Here is a 19,309-nt window from a genome sequence, read left to right as displayed (position 1 = left end):
AGATGCCCTTGGGTCTCCCCTCTACATACTACCGGCTCGACCGCATTGCCTTCACCGTTTTCAGACCGCTTTCTTTCAGCTTTTTATACTCGGGACTATCGCATGCAACCAATGCAATCTTCCCTTCCTCGTTGTTATGAACGCCCCAGCCATAGCGTTTGGTCAAAGGCGAGCAACGCATACAGGCCTGCCCTTTCGAAAAGAACTGTTTCCGAGCCTCTTCCAGTTCGCTTTCTGTGAGATCCTTCCGCTCAGCAAAAACCTTAAATAAAACATCGTCTGACGTGAATTTGTAGGGATTTTTGCTGATCATTTCGTACTGGATACCGGCCACCGTTTTGGCGTCCCCCTTCATCGGCGGTATTTCGCCACCGGTGGCAGGGCAATCGTCGGCAACCTCGATAAGTGTGTTTTCGTAGTTGGTGGTATGGACTTTCATAACTGGTCTGTTTTCGCTGCAAGATAATGGAGCTGGTGACAACCGTGTGTCAACAGGTAGTTCGGAATACCCAAAAACTTTGCCGGACACTTATGCCGCCACTTCTTCTGCTACTGGCTGGTTATTCCGCTTCATATCCCTGTACGCCCATTCCGCCATGGCGTTAATCACTGGTTCCAGCTCTCTGCCACCGTCGGTAAGCGTGTAGGTGACGTAGGGCGGCACCACTGGCTTGGCTTCCCGGATAAGCAAACGGTCGCTTTCCAGCTGCTTCAAATGCTGGATGAGCATCTTTTCGGTAATATGCGGCATTGCCTTCTTTATCTCGCTGTAACGCTTGCTCCCAGCCAGTAGATGATACAGAATGATCGGCTTCCAGTGCCCGCCGATCTTATTCATCACATACGTAACCGGGCATTCCTGCATTACAATCTCGCGGTTCGCATTGTAAGTCGAATTTTCCTTAATTCTAGTCATACATACTCTCGGGTAAGTACTTGTCAAAAAGTAAGTACAAATATAGTTTTGTCCCATCAAAAAACAATTCCAAAAGACATGAAATACATCATCACAGGATCACTAGGCAACATTAGCCTTCCCGTAACGCAAAACCTCGTTAAAGCTGGCCATCAGGTGGTTGTAATCAGCAGCAATGCAAATAAAAAAGAGCAGATCGAAAGCCTCGGAGCCGAAGCGGCGATTGGTTCGGTGCAGGACGCAGCCTTCCTCGCATCTGCATTCAAAGGTGGCGACATAGCTTACCTCATGATACCGTCAGATTTCTCCCTGGCCGATTACGCAGCGTTCCAGCTGGAAGTGGCAGATAAATATTTGCAAGCCATTCAATCGGCCGGCGTCACGCGTATTGTGCTCCTGAGCAGCATAGGTGCGCACCTGCGTAAAGGCGCAGGACCGATCGATGCATTAGGTTATCTGGAAGAAAAATTGGCGCAAATTCCGGGTTTGAAGGTGAAAATCCTTCGCCCATCCTATTTCTTCAATAACCTGTACGCGCAAATCGGCCTGATCAGAAACGCAGGCATTGCGGGCAGCAACTTCGGCGGCACCGAAGAGAAACTTGTGCTTACCGACACCGACGATATCGCCAAAGTGGCCACAGAGCAGCTTCTCGCGCCATTTACAGAAGCGCAAACGATCACCTACATTTCAAGCGACGAGCGCCACCCGTCCGAAATCGCCGCAATACTGGGCACAGCCGTCGGCAAGGAAGGAACGCCGTGGGTCACCTTCACCGACGAAGACGCCTACAACGGTATGCTCCAGGCCGGCCTGAACGAAAGCTTCGCCGGCCTCTACCGCGACATGGGCCAGGCGCTGCAAAGCGGCAGAATGCAGGAAGATTATTGGAAAAACCGTGGAGAAATTAAGGGCACTTTCAAACTGGAAGACTTCGCGAAGCGGTTTGCGGGGGCGTATCAGGGGTAGTAATTGAGGAGCCGGTCATATTCGGCTCCTCAATTAATGCATCCTAGAAAGTCCGTCAACGTTATAATGCGGGTCTTGCCAATTTGTTCTATCACCAGTGAATCGGCATCGCCGGTAATTAGGAAATCGGCATTGGAATCAAGGGCCAATGCAAGTAGAAAGTTGTCTTTCGGGTCGCGGCAAATGTTGACTTTGGTTGTAACATTTACAAATTTGGCGACTTCGTGTAATCCTTTGAGATTTATCCGGCATACCGCTTCTTCCTTTCTGATTCAACTTCTGCTGTAATTTCTTCAAGCGTCGGAGTTGAGTCAGAATTGGAACGAAGCTTTTTCAAAACAGAAGCAAAACCACTTTCGACTGGATTTTGAATGGAAATCATTTCCACTTCTTCCAGATCTTTCAGGAGCGCTGCGGCTTTGGGATCCAATATGTCAATCAGCAGCGTAGCCATATCTTAAATTTACAAAAAAAGAATGCCACTTATCCTATTGTCCGATTTAAAACTGCGCTTCTAATAATATCCGCTTAAATGGATAAAAAACAGGCGTTTTCGGAAAATGTTGGTGCAATAATATGCGGAAATCTTCCCGGAAACTGTTTTTCAAATGTTCCGGCAAGCGTTCGAGGTAGGGAATCAGCGCCGTGCCGGAAACCCAGGTCAGCAGCGCGTCTACATCTTTCAAAATCAGCGGATAGATCTTTTCGAAAACCTGCATGGATTTGCTGCCGTTTTCGAAAAGGATTTCAGCATAGCGACCGGGTTCCAGCACAGGCGATAACCGGTTCCAGCCGGCATAAACCGTCGCATAAGGTTCCCGTGTGCCTAGTTCGTTGAGCAAACGATTGGTCAGGTTGTGGTGTTGGGCCGGCATTTGTACCAATAGTTGCCCTCCGGGCTTTATTTTGGAAATGATCTTAGGAAACAGCGCCTCGTGGTCCGGTACCCATTGCAGGGCTGCGTTGGAAAATACAATATCCCATCGCTGGTCTTTTTCAAGCTGGTTCTCAATGGTAATACACTCGAAATTCAAAGTGCTGCCATCCGCTTTCCGCGAGTCACCTAGCATTTCTTCCGATGAATCGACTCCTAAAACGCGGGATTCGGGTAGAGTGTCAGCCATTTGGGCGGTCAACTCACCCGTGCCGCACCCCAGATCGATCACTTCCAAACCCGGCCGTACTTTCAGCAGTGCCAGCAAGTCGAAAAACGGCGCTGAGCGCTCCGATTTGAATTGATTGTAAACTTCCGGATTCCAGGCCATAAGGCATTATATCTTTAAATTCAGCAATTCAGTAACCATTTCCGATAACGGAATAGCGGTGACGTCTTTGGCCATCGGAAACCTCTCCTTGCCCGGATAAACCAAAAACCGTTTTTCCGCCCCAATATCTTCACAACCCAGGTAAAAACCTTTCGAAAGCGAGGGGGCAAGTGATCTTTTGATTTCGATCGCATAGCGTTCCTTCGGCCCTCTTTCCAGCACCAGGTCAATCTCCGCGCCCGCCGCGGTGCGGTAGTACCAGGGTGTCATGCCCAAAGGCAACGCAGCCATCAGGTTTTCGATCACAAACCCCTCCCAGCTGTTGCCCGAAACCGGATGGCCCAGCAGGTCGTCATACGTGGCGAGATTGAGCAGCGCGTGCGTAAGGCCGCTGTCGCGGATGTACACCTTGGGCGTTTTCACGAGCCGCTTCCCCACATTTCCCGACCACGGCCGCAATGTACGGATCAGGAAGAGATCTTCGAGCAACTCCACGTAGCGCTTTACCGTAGGCAGCGCAATATCCAGACTTGAACTCAACTGGGCCGTATTCAATGGCCCGCCTTGATGATGCGCCAGCATCGTCCAGAGCCTGCGTAACAAGACCGTCGGAATGCGGGGCCCGAATTGCGGAATATCACGTTCCAGATAGGTATTGATAAAGTTAAGCCGCCATCGGAAGCTGTTCAGGTCGTTTTTAGAAAGAAAACTATCCGGAAAACCGCCGCGTAGCCACAATTTATCCTGCGCAATCGGGCTCGTTTCTTCAATTTCATTGATAACAAATCCGGAGAGTTCCCGGTAGGCTATTCTCCCGGCCAGCGTTTCGGACGATTGTCTTAAAAGATCGAGTGAAGCAGATCCCAAAATCAGGAACTGTCCCGTCCGCAAACCTTCCCTCCTGCGCCGGTCGATAACGCCTCGCAACACGGGGAAAAGTTCGGGGACGCGGTGAACTTCGTCAAGGATAATGAGATTCCCTTTATGTGCCTCGAAATAAGCTTCCGGCTCATTCAATTTGGCCAGATCGAGTGGATTTTCAAGGTCGAGGTAAATCGGTTTCGGATCCAGCGACTCAGCTACAAGCTCGGCAAGCGTTGTCTTGCCAATCTGGCGCGGCCCCAATACGCCTACCGCCGGAAAGTCAGCCAGTAATTCGTCGATTTCTTCCTTTGCTATCCGTGGTATCATCCTTGCAATTATAACACTTGATGTTAGATTTACAAGGTAAAGTTAGCAATTCCGCATCTACTTAACAAGCATTTTACCTTGTAATTATAACACTTAGTGTTAGATTTACAAGGTAAAACAGAGAAAGGCAGCACTTATTCGGCCCGCGGTTATCAGTAGCAAAACCGCCATTACCGGTTTTAGTAACTATGTGATCACCAGTTACACCGCCTACCCCCATGAAAGCAAAATCCGGCCCGATTCTGAAACAATACCTGACCTTCCTGACCTTTCTGACCTTTCTGACTTTCATTACCGCGACCACCGCTACCTTCGCCCAAAACACCGACGGCCAGTTTGCCGAGGCGGAAATCGTGATGAAAAAGGCCAATGGCTTTCGGGGAATCTGGTACATGAACCAGCCTTCGAACGACGAATATGTTTACAAATACAGCGGCGGGCTGGCGGTTTACCCGGCCAATCACCGGCCGTTTGCCATTTACGCGAGGCAGGTCGATAAAACGTTTTTCTGTTTCGGAGGCACCGACAGCGCCAATTCCACATTGCTGCACAACGTCTCCTACTTCGATCACAGAACCGGCAAAGTAGCCAACCCGCTGACTATTCTCGACAAAAAAACCACCGATGCACACGATAACCCTGTGATTTCCATCGACAGCGGCGGTTACATATGGATTTTTTCAACCTCTCATGGCATCTCGCGCCCTTCTTATATTCACAAAAGCAAAAAGCCTTTTGACATCGCCGATTTCGAACGGGTGAATGCAACGGAAATAGTCGATGGCAAGGTGCAGCCGTTTAGCAACTTCTCCTATTTTCAGGTTTACCACATCAAAGGCCAGGGGTTTATAGCACTTTTTACCAAATACAACAAGGCCGGCCAACGGGTGATTGGGTACAACACTACTGCCGATGGCGCGCATTGGAATGAGTGGAAAGTACTGGCACACATTGAAGAAGGGCATTACCAGATCAGCGCCGAACGGAATGGAAAAATCGGCGTGGCATTTGACTACCATCCCAAGGGCAAAGGGCTTAACTACCGTACCAACTTGCATTACCTCGAAACCTCGGATTTCGGGAAAACCTGGCAGAATATTGAAGGCGAAACAGCGCAATTGCCATTAACCAGCCCGCAGAACCTTGCCACCGTACATGACTACGCCAGTGAAAAACGGAACTGCTATCTGCTCGACATTACTTTCGATCAGCAAAACAAACCCGCGATCCTGGTCATTGCCAGCAAAGGCTTCGAAGCAGGCCCCGCCAATGGCCCGCGCAAGTGGACGTTGTACCGGCCCGGAAACAAGGGTTGGGAACACCATATTGTCACGACCTCGGACAACAATTACGATATGGGCTCCATTTACCATATTTCCAAAAACAGCTGGCGGGTGGTCGGGCCCAGTATCGACGGTCCGCAGGCCTATAATCCGGGCGGAGAAGTAGCTATGTGGCGAAGCGACGACGGCGGCAAGCAATGGGCCCTCGAAAGACGGCTCACCCGAAACAGCCCGATGAACCACTCCTACGTACGCAAGCCTGTGCATGTGCAAGACGGTTTTTATGCGATCTGGGCTGACGGCCACGGCCGAAAACCGTCGGAGTCGTTCATTTACTTTTCCAATGCCAATGGCGACGTATACCGGTTGCCGAGAGAAGGTAATGCACCCATGCTCGTCCCCCAACCTGTGAAATGAGCAGGCACAAAAAAATTGCCGGCCTCACGACCGGCAATCCGAATTTATATAGCGGGTATGTGATTATTGTCCCTGACGTTTTTTCACGGTATGGTCGACGATTGCGCCTGTACCCGCACCTACGCCCGCGCCAATCACCGTACCAATCAATGCGCCTTCCACACGTTTCTTGTTCACGATCGCGCCGGTAATGGCGCCGGTGCCTGCTCCTACCAACGCGCCTTTGGCAGTATGGCTCCATTTCTTTTTAGCAGGAGCCGGTGCTACCGGTGCTTGTGCCGGAGCGCTCGCAACGGCCTGAGTGTGGTTTGTTGCCTCATTTTTCTCAAGATCTTCCCACTTTTCCGCTTCCTGGCGCTGGGTCTGCAGGGCATTCATTGAATCTATAATGGCCTGTTTTTCCATGGCCACACGCATTGAATCGATGGTTTTTTGTTGGGATTTCAAGAGTGCTTCCTGCTTGTCTGACTGCGTGTTACAAGCCGCCAGCATTGAGGCAGCCAATAACATCGAAATAACAGCTTTCATCTTTGGTGTTTGGATGGTTATGCCCTAGAATATGCCAAAACCATGCCAAACGTGCCAATCCGGGGCTTAACAACGCGTTTTCCATCCCACCTACCGGTAAATAACAAACGATTGAGTAGATCATTGATACTCGCTAACTTGTAGAAGTACCTCGAGCCTTAAAACCACCACCTCTATGGAAGGCATTATCAACGACAACCTCGACCAGCAATCGCAGCGCCCCGGCCCGAACGGCCCACGGCCTCTTTTCACGCGGGGCTCCAAAGTGACTGTTACCAACGCCGAATACGACCGCCGCGCATTGTGGTACATCACCAGCGACGGCACCAAAGTCATCGGGAATAAAGTAGAACTGGATGCCTATTCGGGCTTGTCGGCGCTTGATCGATCGCATTTTTTCATCTGCTACCGGCAGCAAAAAGCGGGGATTCCGGTGATCGATATGGCGGATGCGCCCGACAAACTGTTTTTCGCAAACCTCCCACCCTCACCCGACCGCGATTTCAGGGTAACGGAGCTCTTCCCCGAAGTATGGGCTACCGGTGTGACGCAGGCTGTGAGCCGGTTGCCGGAGTCGCGCAAGCATGTTTTGTTTACATCCATGGATTCGACTGGGAACCGGGCCTCAAACTGGAACTTGTGCCTCAGTTCGCGCAAAGCTACCTGGCCCACCCTGAAAACAGCGTGGCCAATGTGCTTTACTTCGGCTGGCCATCGTACGGATGGCGCAAAAAGGCCGACGACCGCTCCATCGGCTACGGCGAGCAGTTCACACGCAATGGTTTGTTTGAGTACTTCGAAGTCCTTTCCCGGAAGCTGCAAGAAGCAGGCAAAACGCTCAACCTGGTCGTGCATTCATTCGGGCACCAGCTGCTGAATGGCATGATCAACCCCGGCGAAGGCCACAGCATTCCGACCCGCATTTTCGAAAACATATTCCTCATGGCCCCCGACGTAACGCACCTCGCCGTGCAGCAGGGAGGTGTACAGCTGCGAAATATGCGCAGAAAATTCAAAGGCCCGCATTTTCATTACAATTACACGCCGTTGAAACAGTTGGGCAAGCACGTCCATATTTACTACGACCCGAGCGATTACCTGCTGTATGTGAGTTCCAAACAGTTTAACCTCAATGCAAATACCGCCACTTTCGATCCCCGCCCCGACGCCGAAGGCCTTACCGCGGACTTCCGTAACCTGGGCAGTTACGGCAACGAAATCTTCAAAAACGAACCGAACCTGAAACTCGAAGACGGTTTCAATTTCTATAATGTGCTGGATATCATCAAGCAGGACACTGGTCCGCAAGTAGACCCGCTCTTTTACGGTTTCCTCAACAACGACGACTCCGCCATGGCAAAAGCCCGCGAAGGCGATTACAGCGGCATTCAATTAGGTAAAACATTCTGGGAAAGGCATTACCTCATGAATCACCACGCTTACCTGTTCAGCAGCAGGCCCGTGGTGTCGCACGTGTTGCAGCGACTCGCAGGCGTACCCGCGCAGCCGCCCGTACGCGAGGAAGAAGCGCCTATTGTGTAAGAGGTATTAAAAAAGGGTAAGGCAAGTTTCATGTCACGCTGAGCACAGTCGAAGCGCAAGCACGATGGTGCGGTACGGACTGCCTTCGACCGCCCGGCCGCCCCTTGCGCCCGGCGTGACATTTGGTTTTACAGCGTCTCCGGCAGGTCAGCCCAGGCTGCGACCTCATCGCTTAGTAGGCACCCAAACCTCCGGCCCGGGCTCCTTACCCGACGTAAGTTCGACCAACGACAACAAATATTCGTTTTCGGGCTCGCCGCTTTGTTTTGCCATCTGGCGAAACGCCGCTTCACCCGCCGGAAACACCGCCGTAAGATCCAGCTTCCAGGTACCGTTTTCTTTGTTGAATTCGAACGATAATGGCGTCTTCTGCCCTCGCACCAGGAGTTCGCCCGTAGCGAAATTACCATTGACTTTCACGACGCCCACCTCGTTATTCATCACCGAACTCTTCCCTACCATACCCATCTTAATGGCCGTTACCAGTAATTGCTTGCCATTGGTAGTCAGGATTTCGTCTTTCGAAATGCGATGACGAATGATCAACACCATCAGTTTGTCCATCAGAGAAAGCCTATCGACTGTCAGCGAATCAGCCGTTTTCACCTTTTCGAGAATATCGCCGTAATAATTAATCGTCTTCGTATCAACCTGTTCCACAGCCTCCTCGCCTTTGTCATTCAGGATCGCTGATTTATAGTCGTCAAATGTTTTCTTGACTTGTTGCTCCTCCGTTTGCTGGGCTGTTGCCAGTATCGGAATCAGAAATAGGAAGGCGATGCGGAAAAAATGCTTCATTGGAATGATTTGGAATTGAAAATGGTCGCGAAGATAGCCTGAATGCACTAAAAAAGTGACTTACTGAGAAAGACTAAACTTTTTCAAGCATTTGTTTCAAATGCAAGTTCCTCTTCTGCAAGAACTTTCGCATGTAGTACTCCAAGTACAACTTGTCAAAAAGGATACCTAAAATACCCAATGGCACTTCATACTGAAATATGTCCGTCATGACTGTGATTCCGTTTTCATCAGCAAAATGATGTTCGTGCCGCATACTTTTGAAAGCACCTTTTAGCATTTTGTCCTCGAAAAACGTCGGTTCGATCAATCGCCCGATTTCCACCGTAAGGCGCTGCCTGATTCCCAGGTGTTCCGCCTCCCAGGTAACAATGTCGCCTGCTTCGAACAACCCGGTCATTCGGCCTGCAACAACTCTTTCATTCGTACCAGCCGCAGATGACAAATGCGCACCAACGCTCCGCGCTGCGTCAAAGCAATCTTTGATAGGCGCATGAATCACGGTTATTAAACGGATGGTTGCCATGTTTAATCCAAATGCTTCAACTCCTTTCCGTCCCAAACACCTTTATAGGTTTCATTCAAACCTTTGATTTCGATATAAAAACTCTGGTTCTCGGCCCGGTACTCGGATTTGAAAACGTGATCGCTGTCATCTAAAAATTCGAGACCATAATGAAATGGTAGTTCTTCGCTTGCGAAATGCGTTTGAATCCCGCCGTTTTGCATATCGAAAACGGCAACTCGGAAATGCTCGGGATAGCCTTTATCGGAATACATTTCATAACCCATTTCTTGCGAAGCTATCATGAATAGCTGTTTGTGATACACTAATGGGTAGCGATAGTGAAAGGTGTGTGGCCGGAAATCGGTGTAATGCCGCTTGCCGTCAATGCGCAGCGAATAGCACATGTCAAAGGAATATTGGTCGACGCCATTGACTTTATGTCTATAAACCTGATTATGAAAGATAGTATCGATCACCGCCAGCGACGGGCTAATGAGCTTGCCGGCCACATTTGCCGCGTCTTTCATATCCTTCGATTTAAAAAGCAGAATACCGCCCGGCTGCGGGAAGAGCATCGACAGGTTCGGATCGGCCTTGGGCATGAACGTCTGCGGCGCGATTTCCTGCTTCGTGCGCGCCAGCGCCTTCACATTCGTACTCGCGGGCACGTAAGAGCCAATTTGGATATTGAAATTGAATGGCGCTACTACGAACTCCTGCGCGAGCACATCGCCCGCGCACGTAGCGAGTATTAAAATGGAACTAAGTATAAATTGCGCCACTCGGAGCGCTACTTTACCGAAATACATCATGATAGCCAGCGATAACCCATCCTGTCGCAAGCTAAACAGAACTTTCACTTCGCGATTAAAAAGCCATGAAAAATCGTCCGAAAACTTGCTCGGGGGCCAGCAAAGCCTAAATTTGATTTGTATAAAACCAACAAATCATGAAAACGACTTTCACCTTTTTGCTCCTGTTCGCGGCCTCGCTCTGCTTCGCCCAGCTTCCCAAACCCGATGAAATCCCGACCTCCAAAGGTCCGCTCAAAATCCAGCCGCTCAACCACGCCACGCTGGCCCTCACCTGGAACGGCAAAACCATCTACGCCGATCCTTACCAGGCCCCCAAAACCTTCGTCGGCATCGCCAAACCCGATCTAATTGTAATCACCGACATCCACGGCGACCACTTCGACCCGGCCTCCCTCGACGCCCTCGACCTGACCGGCACCGTCATCGTGGCCCCGCAAGCCGTCGCCGATAAAATGTCCGACGCGTTGAAAGCCAAAACCACCGTCCTCGCCAACGGCGCCACCACCGAAAAACTCGGCATCAGCATCACCGCCATCCCGATGTACAACCTCCCCGAAAGTGCCGACTCGCGCCACACCAAAGGCCGCGGCAATGGCTACGTCCTCAAACTCGGCGACAAATCGGTCTTCCTCAGCGGCGACACCTCCGGCATTCCGGAGATCAAGGCATTGAAAAACATCGATGTCGCATTTGTTTGCATGAATTTGCCTTACACGATGGATATTAACGAGGCTGCTGCGACCGTGCTGGCATTCAAGCCGAAGGTCGTTTATCCTTATCACTACCGCGGGCAGAATGGGTTTAGTGATACCGAGGCGTTTAAGAAGCTGGTGAATGAGAAGGATGGGAAGATTGAGGTAAGGGTTAGGGATTGGTATACGGTGAAGTGATATTCGTTTTGGTAATTGTTTGGAATCCCTTCGAGTAGTCGGAGGGATTTTTTATTGGTGTGTTCGTATTTTGCTTCCTCAACAAATCTGAAAATTCATTATGGCGGCAAAGACATTTATCTCCCTTGACCAGCACTTCGAAAGCTTCATTCAAAAGCAGCTTAAAACCGGGCGTTATGCTTCTGCCAGCGAAGTTATACAAGCCGGACTGCGGCTACTTGAAAAAGAGGATAAACTGACCGCTCTGAGGCACGCATTAGTTGAAGGCGAGCAGAGTGGTTGGGTCCATGACTTTGATCCCGAGCAATTCAAGATCAGAATGCTGTCAAAACCAAAGTCTTAAATTGTTATTCCTGGCCAAATACCTGCTTTTTGGCATATCGCCGTTTCTGGACCGGTACTGGCTCTGGCTCATCTACCGGATTGAGCGTAATCTCCAATTTGTTGCCCAAGCATTTTACCGTCACTTCATCGCCGCATTCGAAGCCCGCTGCTTCCAGCCATTTCCCACAGAGGCGGATTTCGGGCGTGAAGACGTATCCGTGCCATGCTCGTGGGAGGTATTTGCCGTAAACTTTCAGGCGTCGCTCGGAGGAATTCAAAGATTTTTTTCTGTGTGCCATAGCTTGAATTTTTACACACAATAATATGATATATAGTAATATTTACAAAGTAAATCAACATAAAATTACTATTTATCAACTTTAAGAGTACTTTTATTGGTGTGGAAATTTTGTATTTTATTTACACGAAATCGCTATAAATGAGCATCTCGTGTCAAAATTGCGCTTAAATCGAATCAAGTTAGTGCTGGTCGAAAAGGACAAGTCCGGCAAAGAGCTGGCCCAGCATTTGGGCAAGACCGAAACCACCGTCTCGCGTTGGTGCCGAAATGAGATACAGCCCACTTTGGAGACGCTTTATGAGATTTCGGTTTGGTTGAAGGTGGATATTCGTGAGTTGTTGGTGAGTACTACTAGCTCTTAGTCATCGCGAAGTTTTCCTTTCTTCTAGAATTTTTAGTGTTCTCCCTAGTTGCGGCATTTAATTGCAACTTTCGTGAAATATTCGCAAATTTCCAATCCGGGCAATCACTTGTAATCAGTCGGCACTAAGCAATGGAGAAACTATTCGAAGACAAAGTGCGAAAAGAGTATCGCTACTCCAAGCATTTAGAGAAATCGTACGACTTTTATGACATCACCGCTAGGCCAGAATTTGTTGCAATTCGCAAAATGATGAACGACTGGTTTTCAAGATACCCAGAAATAGGCAAGCAGCAACTAAAACGCGACTTTCGATCCCAATTTGATTCCGCTTTTTTCGAACTATTCATTCATGAGCTCTTTTATCAACAAGGGTTCGAATTGACTCCGCACCCGCCAGTTCCCAATTCAACGAAAAATCCGGATTTTCTGGCAACGAGAGGTGATTTGGAAGTCTATTTGGAAGCCAAAGTTGCAACTGATAAGAGTAATGATGAACGCACATTGGAGAATAAGCTTGGTGCAATATACGACGAGCTGCAAAAATTAACGAGCGTAACCTATCTTATTGAAATCGAAGACATAGTATTTAAAAGCGATAAACAAGCCAAGCTTTCAAAACTTAGAAATAGGATCCAGGAATGGCTAGATGAATGCAATTTCCGGCAACAACCACCTTACAACGACTACGACGAAGATGGAGAGGAATGCTTTTCGTATAGCGATGACGATGTGAAGATATCCCTGAGAGCACACGCCGGAGTCATTACAGACGGTCATCCTATTTTAAATTATTTAGGAGGCAGCTTCGTCGGTGGTTGTGAGGAAGCGTTAACAGGAGCGATAAGAGATAAGGGTTCTAAATATGGACAGTTGGACAAACCTTACATTGTTTGTATCAATATGATAGGCATTCGAGATCCCCGCACCAATGAAATTCACAAAACGCTGTTTGGCCTCCGTCGACAGCTGATGGAAACTGGTTATTATATAGATGCCTCATTTTCAACTGAACTGGATGGTATTCTTAAAACCTCCAACGGGCCTTCATTTAGACAGGTATCTGCATTCCTAATCACACGAGTTTTCCCGTCGAACCTACATCTAGCGGAGCATTGGTTGATCGAGCACCCTGAGACGAAGAATAGAATTGATCTGCACACGCTCGATCTCTCTTATCACTACCCAGGCGACAGGAGTCTGCTCACTTCTACCAACAAGTCGATTGGTCAAATACTAAGTCATAGTTTACCATGAGTTGAATCTATTAGTTTAAATATAAAAGAGCTTTAACGGTATCACCGCAGGGAAATATGCAAATTGGCGAAATATTGAGTACCAGAATTATGTATCAAAAAAATTTCTGGGCTGAACTCAGCGAAATTCCATTAGGAAACATATTTGAAGAGATTAAGAGCTTAAAACATCTCGCATACACAAGGGAACTAAGTAAGTTGTATTCCAATGGTGATACAGAACTTTATTCGGTAAAGAAGAAATCGCTACCAGTTGCAGCATTTGCAGCCACATTTTCTAATGTGAGATCCAAAATCGGCTTCCTATCTTATAATCAGCTTATTGTATTAGATATAGATAAACTTGATACCTATCAACTGAGTCGGACTCAACTGGCACTACAAAATGACCCATACATAGTATGCCATTGGAAGTCTCCATCTCAAAACGGTATCAAAGCGTTGGTAAGGACAAACTATGAAGGCCGCATTGATCATTCCACAGTGGACATCGTTCACAAATACGCCTTTGCCAAGGTTTCGAACTACTTCTTTGAAAAATACCAGATTGAGCTCGATAAAAGTGGAAGCGACTTCACGAGGTTATGCTTCATTTCTTATGATCCGGACTTCAATGCCAAAGAAGTATTCCAAGTCTTCGATATCGATCCGACCTCTATTCCAACTTCCAAGGATGTACTGACAAAACCACTGATTGTTGTGAAAAGGCCCGTCAAGTTTGCTGCATCAAATTTATATAATGCGTCCGGGAAAAATAGATCTCAGCACAAAAAAATGATACAAAATATTATTTCCTATCTAAGTAAAAATTCAAAGTCTATCACTTTTCATTATGATGACTGGCTTAGAGTGGGTTTCGCAATTGCAAACTCTTTTACGTATGATGTCGGCATCAGATACTTCAAAGCATTAAGCAAGAATGACGTTACTAAATTCGATCCGATTCAATGCGAAAACCTGCTTTCAGATTGTTATCAGAATTCAAGGAATTTGATCAACTTCGTGACTATCATACATCTGGCTAAAAATCAAGGATTTGTTGCAAATAGAACTAACCGCGAGAGTACCTAAACGTGATGTGGTCTTTGAATCGCATGGGCGTATTGTCACCTGTCTGATCGGGGAAACTCCTAATGGCTTGAACAGTAAGACTCTTTTGTCAGTATTCATGGTATAACCTTCGGGAACTCTGCGGTTAGTTCTATATGCTCGACTCAATATTTGATAGACAAAATATTCTTTCAATAATCTGCAGAATTAGGTCTAAGGAAGCCAAGCGAAGGAGTAAGGAGCACCTTACTCATGTAATTTCATGTGACAACAAAACAAATTATCACCTGAATAACCCCAAAAAAAATCAGATATCTGATGGAGACACGGTCTTATTGAAAAACATTTTACCTCGCCGAAGACAATGGCGAACACTTCCCGCCAGGAAACGATATAAAAGCACTCAAAGGCTCAATTCAATAGATCACAACGTTGAATGTTTGCTTGCAACAATACGGTATTATGAACGTCATCATTCGAATGAGGCATTCCTATTGGAGCTCAACAAGTTCATAGATGAAATTAAAGAAGCGTTGAACGATCCAAAATATCAGATAGCCACCCCCAAAATAATTCCGAAACTAAAAGGCGACAAGAGACCGGACAAAAATAAATGTCGCCCAATTTCATTATTTTCATTAAAGGATCGGATCATTATAAGCTTAGTAAATAAATATTTAACTCGAATATTTGACAAAAGTTTTTACGGAAAATCCTTTGCATTTAGAGCAACTCAAAGTGTAAATGGTAAAAATAAAGTATTTACTCACCATGACTCAATCGAAGAAATACTTGCATACAAAAGAAAATACAAGGGCAAAAGGCTATATATCAGCGAATGCGATATCAGCAAATTTTTTGATTCAGTAAGTCATAAAATAATAAAAGAGTCTTTCAAAAATTTGAGTAATAAAATTGAAAAAGAGAGCTTAATTCAGATCGACCCAAGGGCTAAGAGAATTTTTCAAAACTACCTAGATTGTTATTCATTCGTTCACACCATACTACCACTAAACAAAAAATCCAACGCTGCATATTGGCTAAAACATAAGATACCTGGTGGTGAGTTCACGTGGGTAAAAGAGGAGATTGAAAAAGCGAATTTTTATAAAAGAATAGGTAGTAATAGAATTGGAATTCCACAGGGCGGAGCGCTATCTGGACTAATAGCAAATCTTGTTTTAAATGATGTCGACCACAAATTAGCAAATATGGGAGATCGTAGACTGTTGTACACGAGATATTGCGACGATATGGTAATCTTACATCCATCACCGACAAAGTGTGCAGAATATGCAAAAATCTATGAAACATCACTCGAAAACCTTAAACTTATTCCGCATGCACAGTCCCAGGTTGACAGCAAACAAAAAGATCACTTCTGGGGAGAAGATATAAAATCGAAGGCAGCATATAAGTGGTCAAAGACTAGCAAAAACTCAGTGGAATGGTTTGGTTTTGTAGGCTATGAAATATCGTTCGATGGAGACCTTAGAGTCCGATCAAAATCTTTAAGAAAAGAAAAGAAAAAGCAAAAAGATCTTGTCGATCTCACAATAAAATCTATTAAAAATGGCCGCCGAAGGTCGGATAATACCATTCGGGAGTCTGTCATTAATCGGCTCAATGGCATGTCTGTTGGTCGAGTAAACATGCGCAATCATCGAAACATAGCCAATGAACTCTGCTGGGTGAATGGATTTCAAAAACTCAACAACAACAAGCACTCGCGTGCACAGCTCAAATCGTTAGACAAATACAAAGCAAAACAATTTAGCCGCTTGCTAAAAGCCCTCAAAAAAAGCCCACTGATTCTAGATTCTCAAAAAACAAAAATCGGGAAAGGCTTCTTTACAAAAATCTCTGGATTATCTAAGATAGACTCAGAACAGATCCGAATTGAGCTAGTTAAATCCGGCATACTTAATAAAAAATTCGAATTCACTCAGATAGTAAAAGCGCAACTTACACAACCAAATTCTACTTTAGAGCTCTCAGGAAAATACCTTCAGTGGAAAGACGAGATATTGCTTGCACTTGTCACTGATCCAGAAAACGATCGGGTTCCTAGTATCTATGGAAAACCATTCAGTTATTACTACAATATTATTGAAAAGCAAAAGCCTGATTAGAGAATTGCACCCGAGACTCTTGACATTCAGATTCGCCAATCACCACAATTCTCACGGCCGTGCATTTCATTTTTTGCCTAGCACTCCATGCCTGATAGAAGCCCCAACAGCTACGTTATTTCCCTCACCTCCCCACCCCACTCGCCTTCTCCACCTCCCCAACAAACCCCTCCAAAACCCCACTCACCCTCAAAATCCCCTCCTCAGCCTCCTTCCAATTCTTCTGCTCAATCGCCTCCCTAATCATCGGCAAAGTCCTCACCCCATACCCCGTATAAAATCCCGGCGCGTAAATCTGATGCCGGTACCAAGGCCGGCGCGGCAAGCCATCGGCATGGATCAGCTTCCTTTCGGTTTTATATAAAATCTCGTTCAACTCCTTCAACTTATCCGCAGGCAGACCCGAGAGTTTTGAGGAAGCGGAAGCAAATGCTTTGGCGCTGTTTTCCAGTGCCACCAAGGCATTATCCAGCGGCGCGAAATTCAAATACGGTGCCACGGATTGAAGAGCAGGCTTCACAAACGGATCTTTTGGATCAGCAGCAGCTTCGAAGCGGCCTTCGGCGAGGAGTTTGTTGTGTTCCTCAGCTTTGGTACGGGCGGCTTCGAGTTCCTTTTTTACTTCCGAAGTGTAAACCTGCACGGTGTTGGCGAAGTTGGTGAAATCGAAGGGCAGCACGTCGGCGTTGGCGAAACGGAGGACGGAGCGACCGAGGGTTTTGGCGAGGGCTACGCCATAGGCAAAGTCGCCGTCCTTGAAGCGGGTGTAATGGTCGTAGGAGTCGAAAATGGAGTGGTAGTCGCCGCCGGCATCTTCGCCGCCGTAGCCTACGTTGAGGGAAGCGATGCCCAGGTGCTGGATGAACGGCGTATAGTCAGAACCGGAACCCAGCGCGCCAATGCGCAGGTCGGCGCGGGAGCGGGCTTCTTGTTTGGCGGTTGGAGAGCCGTTCAGGATCGTGCGCGAGCGCAGGCGGTCGATCACGCTCGTGCCTTTTTCAGGGTCGGTCACATCACGGCCTACCTGGTTGATGAATTTTTCGAGCGTGTGCGAGCCGCCCGCGCTCAGGTACCCGCGACCGTTTCCGTCGGAATTGAGGTACACAACGGCCTTTTCCTTCAAAATGGATTGGTATTTCTCCACCCATTCGGTCGAGCCGAGCAGGCCGGGCTCTTCGCCGTCCCACCAGCAGTAGACGATCGTACGTTTCGGTTTCCAGCCGGTTTTGACGAGCTCGCCCAATGCGCGCGCTTCTTCGAGTTCTGCCACGGCTCCGCTCACCGGGTCGGCCGCACCGAACACCCAGGCGTCGTGGTGATTGCCGCGGATCACCCATTGGTCGGGAAACTCGCTGCCTTTCAGCGTCGCGATCACATTATAACAAGGCACGATATCAAAGTTGAATTCGAGCTTCAAATGTACTTTCGCCGGGCCGGGGCCTACGTGGTAGGTGATCGGCAATGCGCCCCGCCACGTCGCAGGCGCGATCTGGCCGCCTAATGCTTTAAGCAGCGGCAATGCGTCGCCATACGAAATCGGCAACACCGGAATCTTCATCATCGCCGGGGCTTCCTCTACCGACAGCCGCTTGTGCGTCGCGTCGGCCACAAACCCGTTCGTCAGCGGGTCGCCCGGCGCCAGCGGCAAATCCACCACCGACCCGCGCTGCACACCCGACTCGTTTTTAAATGCCCCTTTGGGATATACGTCGCCCTGGAAATAGCCGTCCTCCTTCGGATCGGAATAAATAATGCATCCGATCGCGCCGTGCTCGTAAGCCACCTTCGGCTTGATGCCCCGCCACGAACCGCCATATTTCGCGATCACAATTTTCCCTTTCACATCCACACCCAACTTCGCCAGCTCCTCATAATCGTCGGGCACGCCATAATTCACAAAAACCAGCTCGGCCGTCACGTCGCCATTGGCCGAAAATGCGTGGTAAGGCGGCAGCACATCCTTCGTTTGTGCCGACGTGGCATCCTCCTTCAATGGTTTTTCGGTTAACGATGCTTTGAATTTGGCGGGCTCGGTCAGTTCCAGTATCCGCACTTTGGGCGTCGGGAAAAGCACATGCACGGTATCGAGACGTGCGTCGAAACCCCACGAAGCGAGCTTGTCGCGCAGGAAAAGCGCGTTATTGAGGCCGTACGGCGAACCCAGCTGGTGCGGAAAGGCCGTCATGCGCTTCATCCAGTCGCGCAGGTTGTTGGCTTGTAGTTGTTTGTCAAATGCCGCTTCGAGATCCAGCTCCTTCTTTGCCGCCTCGGCGCCGAAACCAAGGAGTGGCGGTTGTTGCTGCGCCAGCGAAGGAGTTATCACGAGGCTAGTAAGGGTGATTTGGAGTAGTGTTCTTTTCAAAAGGTGTTGCATAGGAACGGAGTGAAATGGATTTAGATTTGGCGTTTAGCTAATATAATGAATGAAAGTTACTAGTTGACAACTTGTTCACTTTTACACTTGTATTGTGACGTGTTGCTGGTGCTATCCAGTCCTCTTACTTTTGTCTTGATACAAAAAGTAACAAAAAAATCAAGACAAAAAAATGCTTCCACACGCGAAACCTTCCCGCACCCCGCTTTTTTGTCAACCCCACGCACGCCACTATAAATTGGCGGATAGGGAAACATATCAACTATCAGACCTTTTCTTGATTGTCTTACATAAGCACGCAGGTGCGCGGGTCCGGCGAAAAAGCGGGGGGTGCGTGGGCCTGTGGGCGGAAGCTTTTTTTCGCCTTGATTTTTTTGCTTCTTTTTGTT

Annotated in this window: 22 protein-coding genes; 9 read left to right on the top strand and 13 right to left on the bottom strand. The window is 48.0% G+C overall.

The window, feature by feature from the left end; translation table 11 throughout:
• Positions 1-28: 28 nt before the first annotated feature.
• Positions 29-439 carry a DUF6157 family protein gene (locus tag ACQ4MZ_RS20000; RefSeq protein ID WP_430847762.1) on the bottom strand — a complete coding sequence of 137 codons (411 nt, stop codon included), beginning with the start codon at positions 437-439 and terminating at the stop codon, positions 29-31.
• Between the two features lie 90 nt (positions 440-529).
• Entirely contained in the window at positions 530-916 is a 387-nt protein-coding gene (locus ACQ4MZ_RS19995; protein WP_430847760.1) for a winged helix-turn-helix transcriptional regulator, read from the bottom strand.
• A gap of 78 nt (positions 917-994) precedes the next feature.
• On the opposite strand from ACQ4MZ_RS19995, the gene ACQ4MZ_RS19990 reads away from it, so the two are divergent.
• A complete protein-coding gene (locus ACQ4MZ_RS19990) occupies positions 995-1,885 on the top strand; it encodes an SDR family oxidoreductase (protein WP_430847758.1) in 891 nt (296 codons plus the stop codon).
• Positions 1,886-1,914: 29 nt separating this feature from the next.
• Here ACQ4MZ_RS19990 and ACQ4MZ_RS19985 read toward each other — a convergent pair whose 3' ends face one another.
• From ACQ4MZ_RS19985 to ACQ4MZ_RS19970, 4 genes are read right to left on the bottom strand one after another with little or no spacing between them, the layout of a single operon-like run.
• On the bottom strand, positions 1,915-2,070 hold the full coding sequence (locus tag ACQ4MZ_RS19985) for a putative toxin-antitoxin system toxin component, PIN family (RefSeq protein ID WP_430848588.1): 156 nt from the start codon (positions 2,068-2,070) through the stop codon (positions 1,915-1,917).
• A 56-nt stretch (positions 2,071-2,126) separates the two neighbouring features.
• Entirely contained in the window at positions 2,127-2,339 is a 213-nt protein-coding gene (locus tag ACQ4MZ_RS19980; RefSeq protein WP_430847756.1) for a hypothetical protein, read from the bottom strand.
• 46 nt (positions 2,340-2,385) lie between these two features.
• Positions 2,386-3,150 carry a methyltransferase domain-containing protein gene (locus ACQ4MZ_RS19975; protein WP_430847754.1) on the bottom strand — a complete coding sequence of 255 codons (765 nt, stop codon included), beginning with the start codon at positions 3,148-3,150 and terminating at the stop codon, positions 2,386-2,388.
• A 6-nt stretch (positions 3,151-3,156) separates the two neighbouring features.
• A complete protein-coding gene (locus ACQ4MZ_RS19970) occupies positions 3,157-4,341 on the bottom strand; it encodes an ATP-binding protein (protein ID WP_430847752.1) in 1,185 nt (394 codons plus the stop codon).
• A 218-nt stretch (positions 4,342-4,559) separates the two neighbouring features.
• On the opposite strand from ACQ4MZ_RS19970, the gene ACQ4MZ_RS19965 reads away from it, so the two are divergent.
• Positions 4,560-6,041 (top strand): BNR-4 repeat-containing protein, encoded by a 1,482-nt coding sequence (locus tag ACQ4MZ_RS19965; RefSeq protein ID WP_430847750.1) that lies wholly within the window; start codon positions 4,560-4,562, stop codon positions 6,039-6,041.
• Positions 6,042-6,104: 63 nt separating this feature from the next.
• Here the strand turns inward: ACQ4MZ_RS19965 and ACQ4MZ_RS19960 are convergent, their stop codons facing one another.
• On the bottom strand, positions 6,105-6,569 hold the full coding sequence (locus ACQ4MZ_RS19960) for a glycine zipper family protein (protein ID WP_430847748.1): 465 nt from the start codon (positions 6,567-6,569) through the stop codon (positions 6,105-6,107).
• A gap of 531 nt (positions 6,570-7,100) precedes the next feature.
• Here ACQ4MZ_RS19960 and ACQ4MZ_RS19955 point away from each other — a divergent pair.
• Positions 7,101-8,111 (top strand): alpha/beta hydrolase, encoded by a 1,011-nt coding sequence (locus tag ACQ4MZ_RS19955; protein ID WP_430847746.1) that lies wholly within the window; start codon positions 7,101-7,103, stop codon positions 8,109-8,111.
• Positions 8,112-8,276: 165 nt separating this feature from the next.
• Here ACQ4MZ_RS19955 and ACQ4MZ_RS19950 read toward each other — a convergent pair whose 3' ends face one another.
• The 3 genes from ACQ4MZ_RS19950 to ACQ4MZ_RS19940 form a co-directional block, all read right to left on the bottom strand.
• The gene (locus tag ACQ4MZ_RS19950) at positions 8,277-8,909 is read right to left on the bottom strand and encodes a hypothetical protein (protein WP_430847744.1); all 633 of its coding nucleotides are present in this window, start codon (positions 8,907-8,909) and stop codon (positions 8,277-8,279) included.
• Positions 8,910-8,982: 73 nt separating this feature from the next.
• Complete coding sequence (locus ACQ4MZ_RS19945) at positions 8,983-9,435, bottom strand: SRPBCC family protein (RefSeq protein ID WP_430847742.1); 453 nt, start codon at positions 9,433-9,435, stop codon at positions 8,983-8,985.
• A gap of 2 nt (positions 9,436-9,437) precedes the next feature.
• Positions 9,438-10,277 carry a hypothetical protein gene (locus tag ACQ4MZ_RS19940; RefSeq protein WP_430847740.1) on the bottom strand — a complete coding sequence of 280 codons (840 nt, stop codon included), beginning with the start codon at positions 10,275-10,277 and terminating at the stop codon, positions 9,438-9,440.
• Positions 10,278-10,366: 89 nt separating this feature from the next.
• Here ACQ4MZ_RS19940 and ACQ4MZ_RS19935 point away from each other — a divergent pair, with 89 nt between their 5' ends.
• Positions 10,367-11,122 (top strand): MBL fold metallo-hydrolase, encoded by a 756-nt coding sequence (locus ACQ4MZ_RS19935; RefSeq protein ID WP_430847738.1) that lies wholly within the window; start codon positions 10,367-10,369, stop codon positions 11,120-11,122.
• Between the two features lie 100 nt (positions 11,123-11,222).
• Positions 11,223-11,465 carry a type II toxin-antitoxin system ParD family antitoxin gene (locus ACQ4MZ_RS19930; protein ID WP_430847736.1) on the top strand — a complete coding sequence of 81 codons (243 nt, stop codon included), beginning with the start codon at positions 11,223-11,225 and terminating at the stop codon, positions 11,463-11,465.
• Between the two features lie 4 nt (positions 11,466-11,469).
• Here ACQ4MZ_RS19930 and ACQ4MZ_RS19925 read toward each other — a convergent pair whose 3' ends face one another.
• Positions 11,470-11,745 carry a SymE family type I addiction module toxin gene (locus tag ACQ4MZ_RS19925; RefSeq protein ID WP_430847734.1) on the bottom strand — a complete coding sequence of 92 codons (276 nt, stop codon included), beginning with the start codon at positions 11,743-11,745 and terminating at the stop codon, positions 11,470-11,472.
• 151 nt (positions 11,746-11,896) lie between these two features.
• Between ACQ4MZ_RS19925 and ACQ4MZ_RS19920 the strand changes: the two genes are divergently transcribed.
• The 4 genes from ACQ4MZ_RS19920 (at position 11,897) to ACQ4MZ_RS19905 (ending at position 16,546) form a co-directional block, all read left to right on the top strand.
• Complete coding sequence (locus ACQ4MZ_RS19920) at positions 11,897-12,109, top strand: helix-turn-helix transcriptional regulator (RefSeq protein ID WP_430847732.1); 213 nt, start codon at positions 11,897-11,899, stop codon at positions 12,107-12,109.
• Between the two features lie 131 nt (positions 12,110-12,240).
• Entirely contained in the window at positions 12,241-13,365 is a 1,125-nt protein-coding gene (locus ACQ4MZ_RS19915) for a hypothetical protein (RefSeq protein ID WP_430847730.1), read from the top strand.
• Positions 13,366-13,421: 56 nt separating this feature from the next.
• Positions 13,422-14,435, top strand: a complete 1,014-nt coding sequence (locus ACQ4MZ_RS19910) for a BT4734/BF3469 family protein (RefSeq protein ID WP_430847728.1) — start codon at positions 13,422-13,424, stop codon at positions 14,433-14,435.
• Positions 14,436-14,908: 473 nt separating this feature from the next.
• A complete protein-coding gene (locus ACQ4MZ_RS19905; RefSeq protein WP_430847726.1) occupies positions 14,909-16,546 on the top strand; it encodes a reverse transcriptase/maturase family protein in 1,638 nt (545 codons plus the stop codon).
• Positions 16,547-16,670: 124 nt separating this feature from the next.
• Here the strand turns inward: ACQ4MZ_RS19905 and ACQ4MZ_RS19900 are convergent, their stop codons facing one another.
• Together ACQ4MZ_RS19900 and ACQ4MZ_RS19895 are read right to left on the bottom strand one after the other, a co-directional pair.
• Positions 16,671-18,908 (bottom strand): M28 family metallopeptidase, encoded by a 2,238-nt coding sequence (locus tag ACQ4MZ_RS19900; protein WP_430847724.1) that lies wholly within the window; start codon positions 18,906-18,908, stop codon positions 16,671-16,673.
• A gap of 71 nt (positions 18,909-18,979) precedes the next feature.
• On the bottom strand, positions 18,980-19,309 hold a 330-nt coding region (locus ACQ4MZ_RS19895), incomplete at its 5' end, for a hypothetical protein (RefSeq protein ID WP_430847722.1).

It is taken from the genome of Dyadobacter sp. BHUBP1 (assembly GCF_050587785.1).
In the GTDB taxonomy this organism is placed as follows: Bacteria; Bacteroidota; Bacteroidia; order Cytophagales; family Spirosomataceae; genus Dyadobacter.
This window is presented reverse-complemented; position numbering and strand designations above follow the sequence as displayed.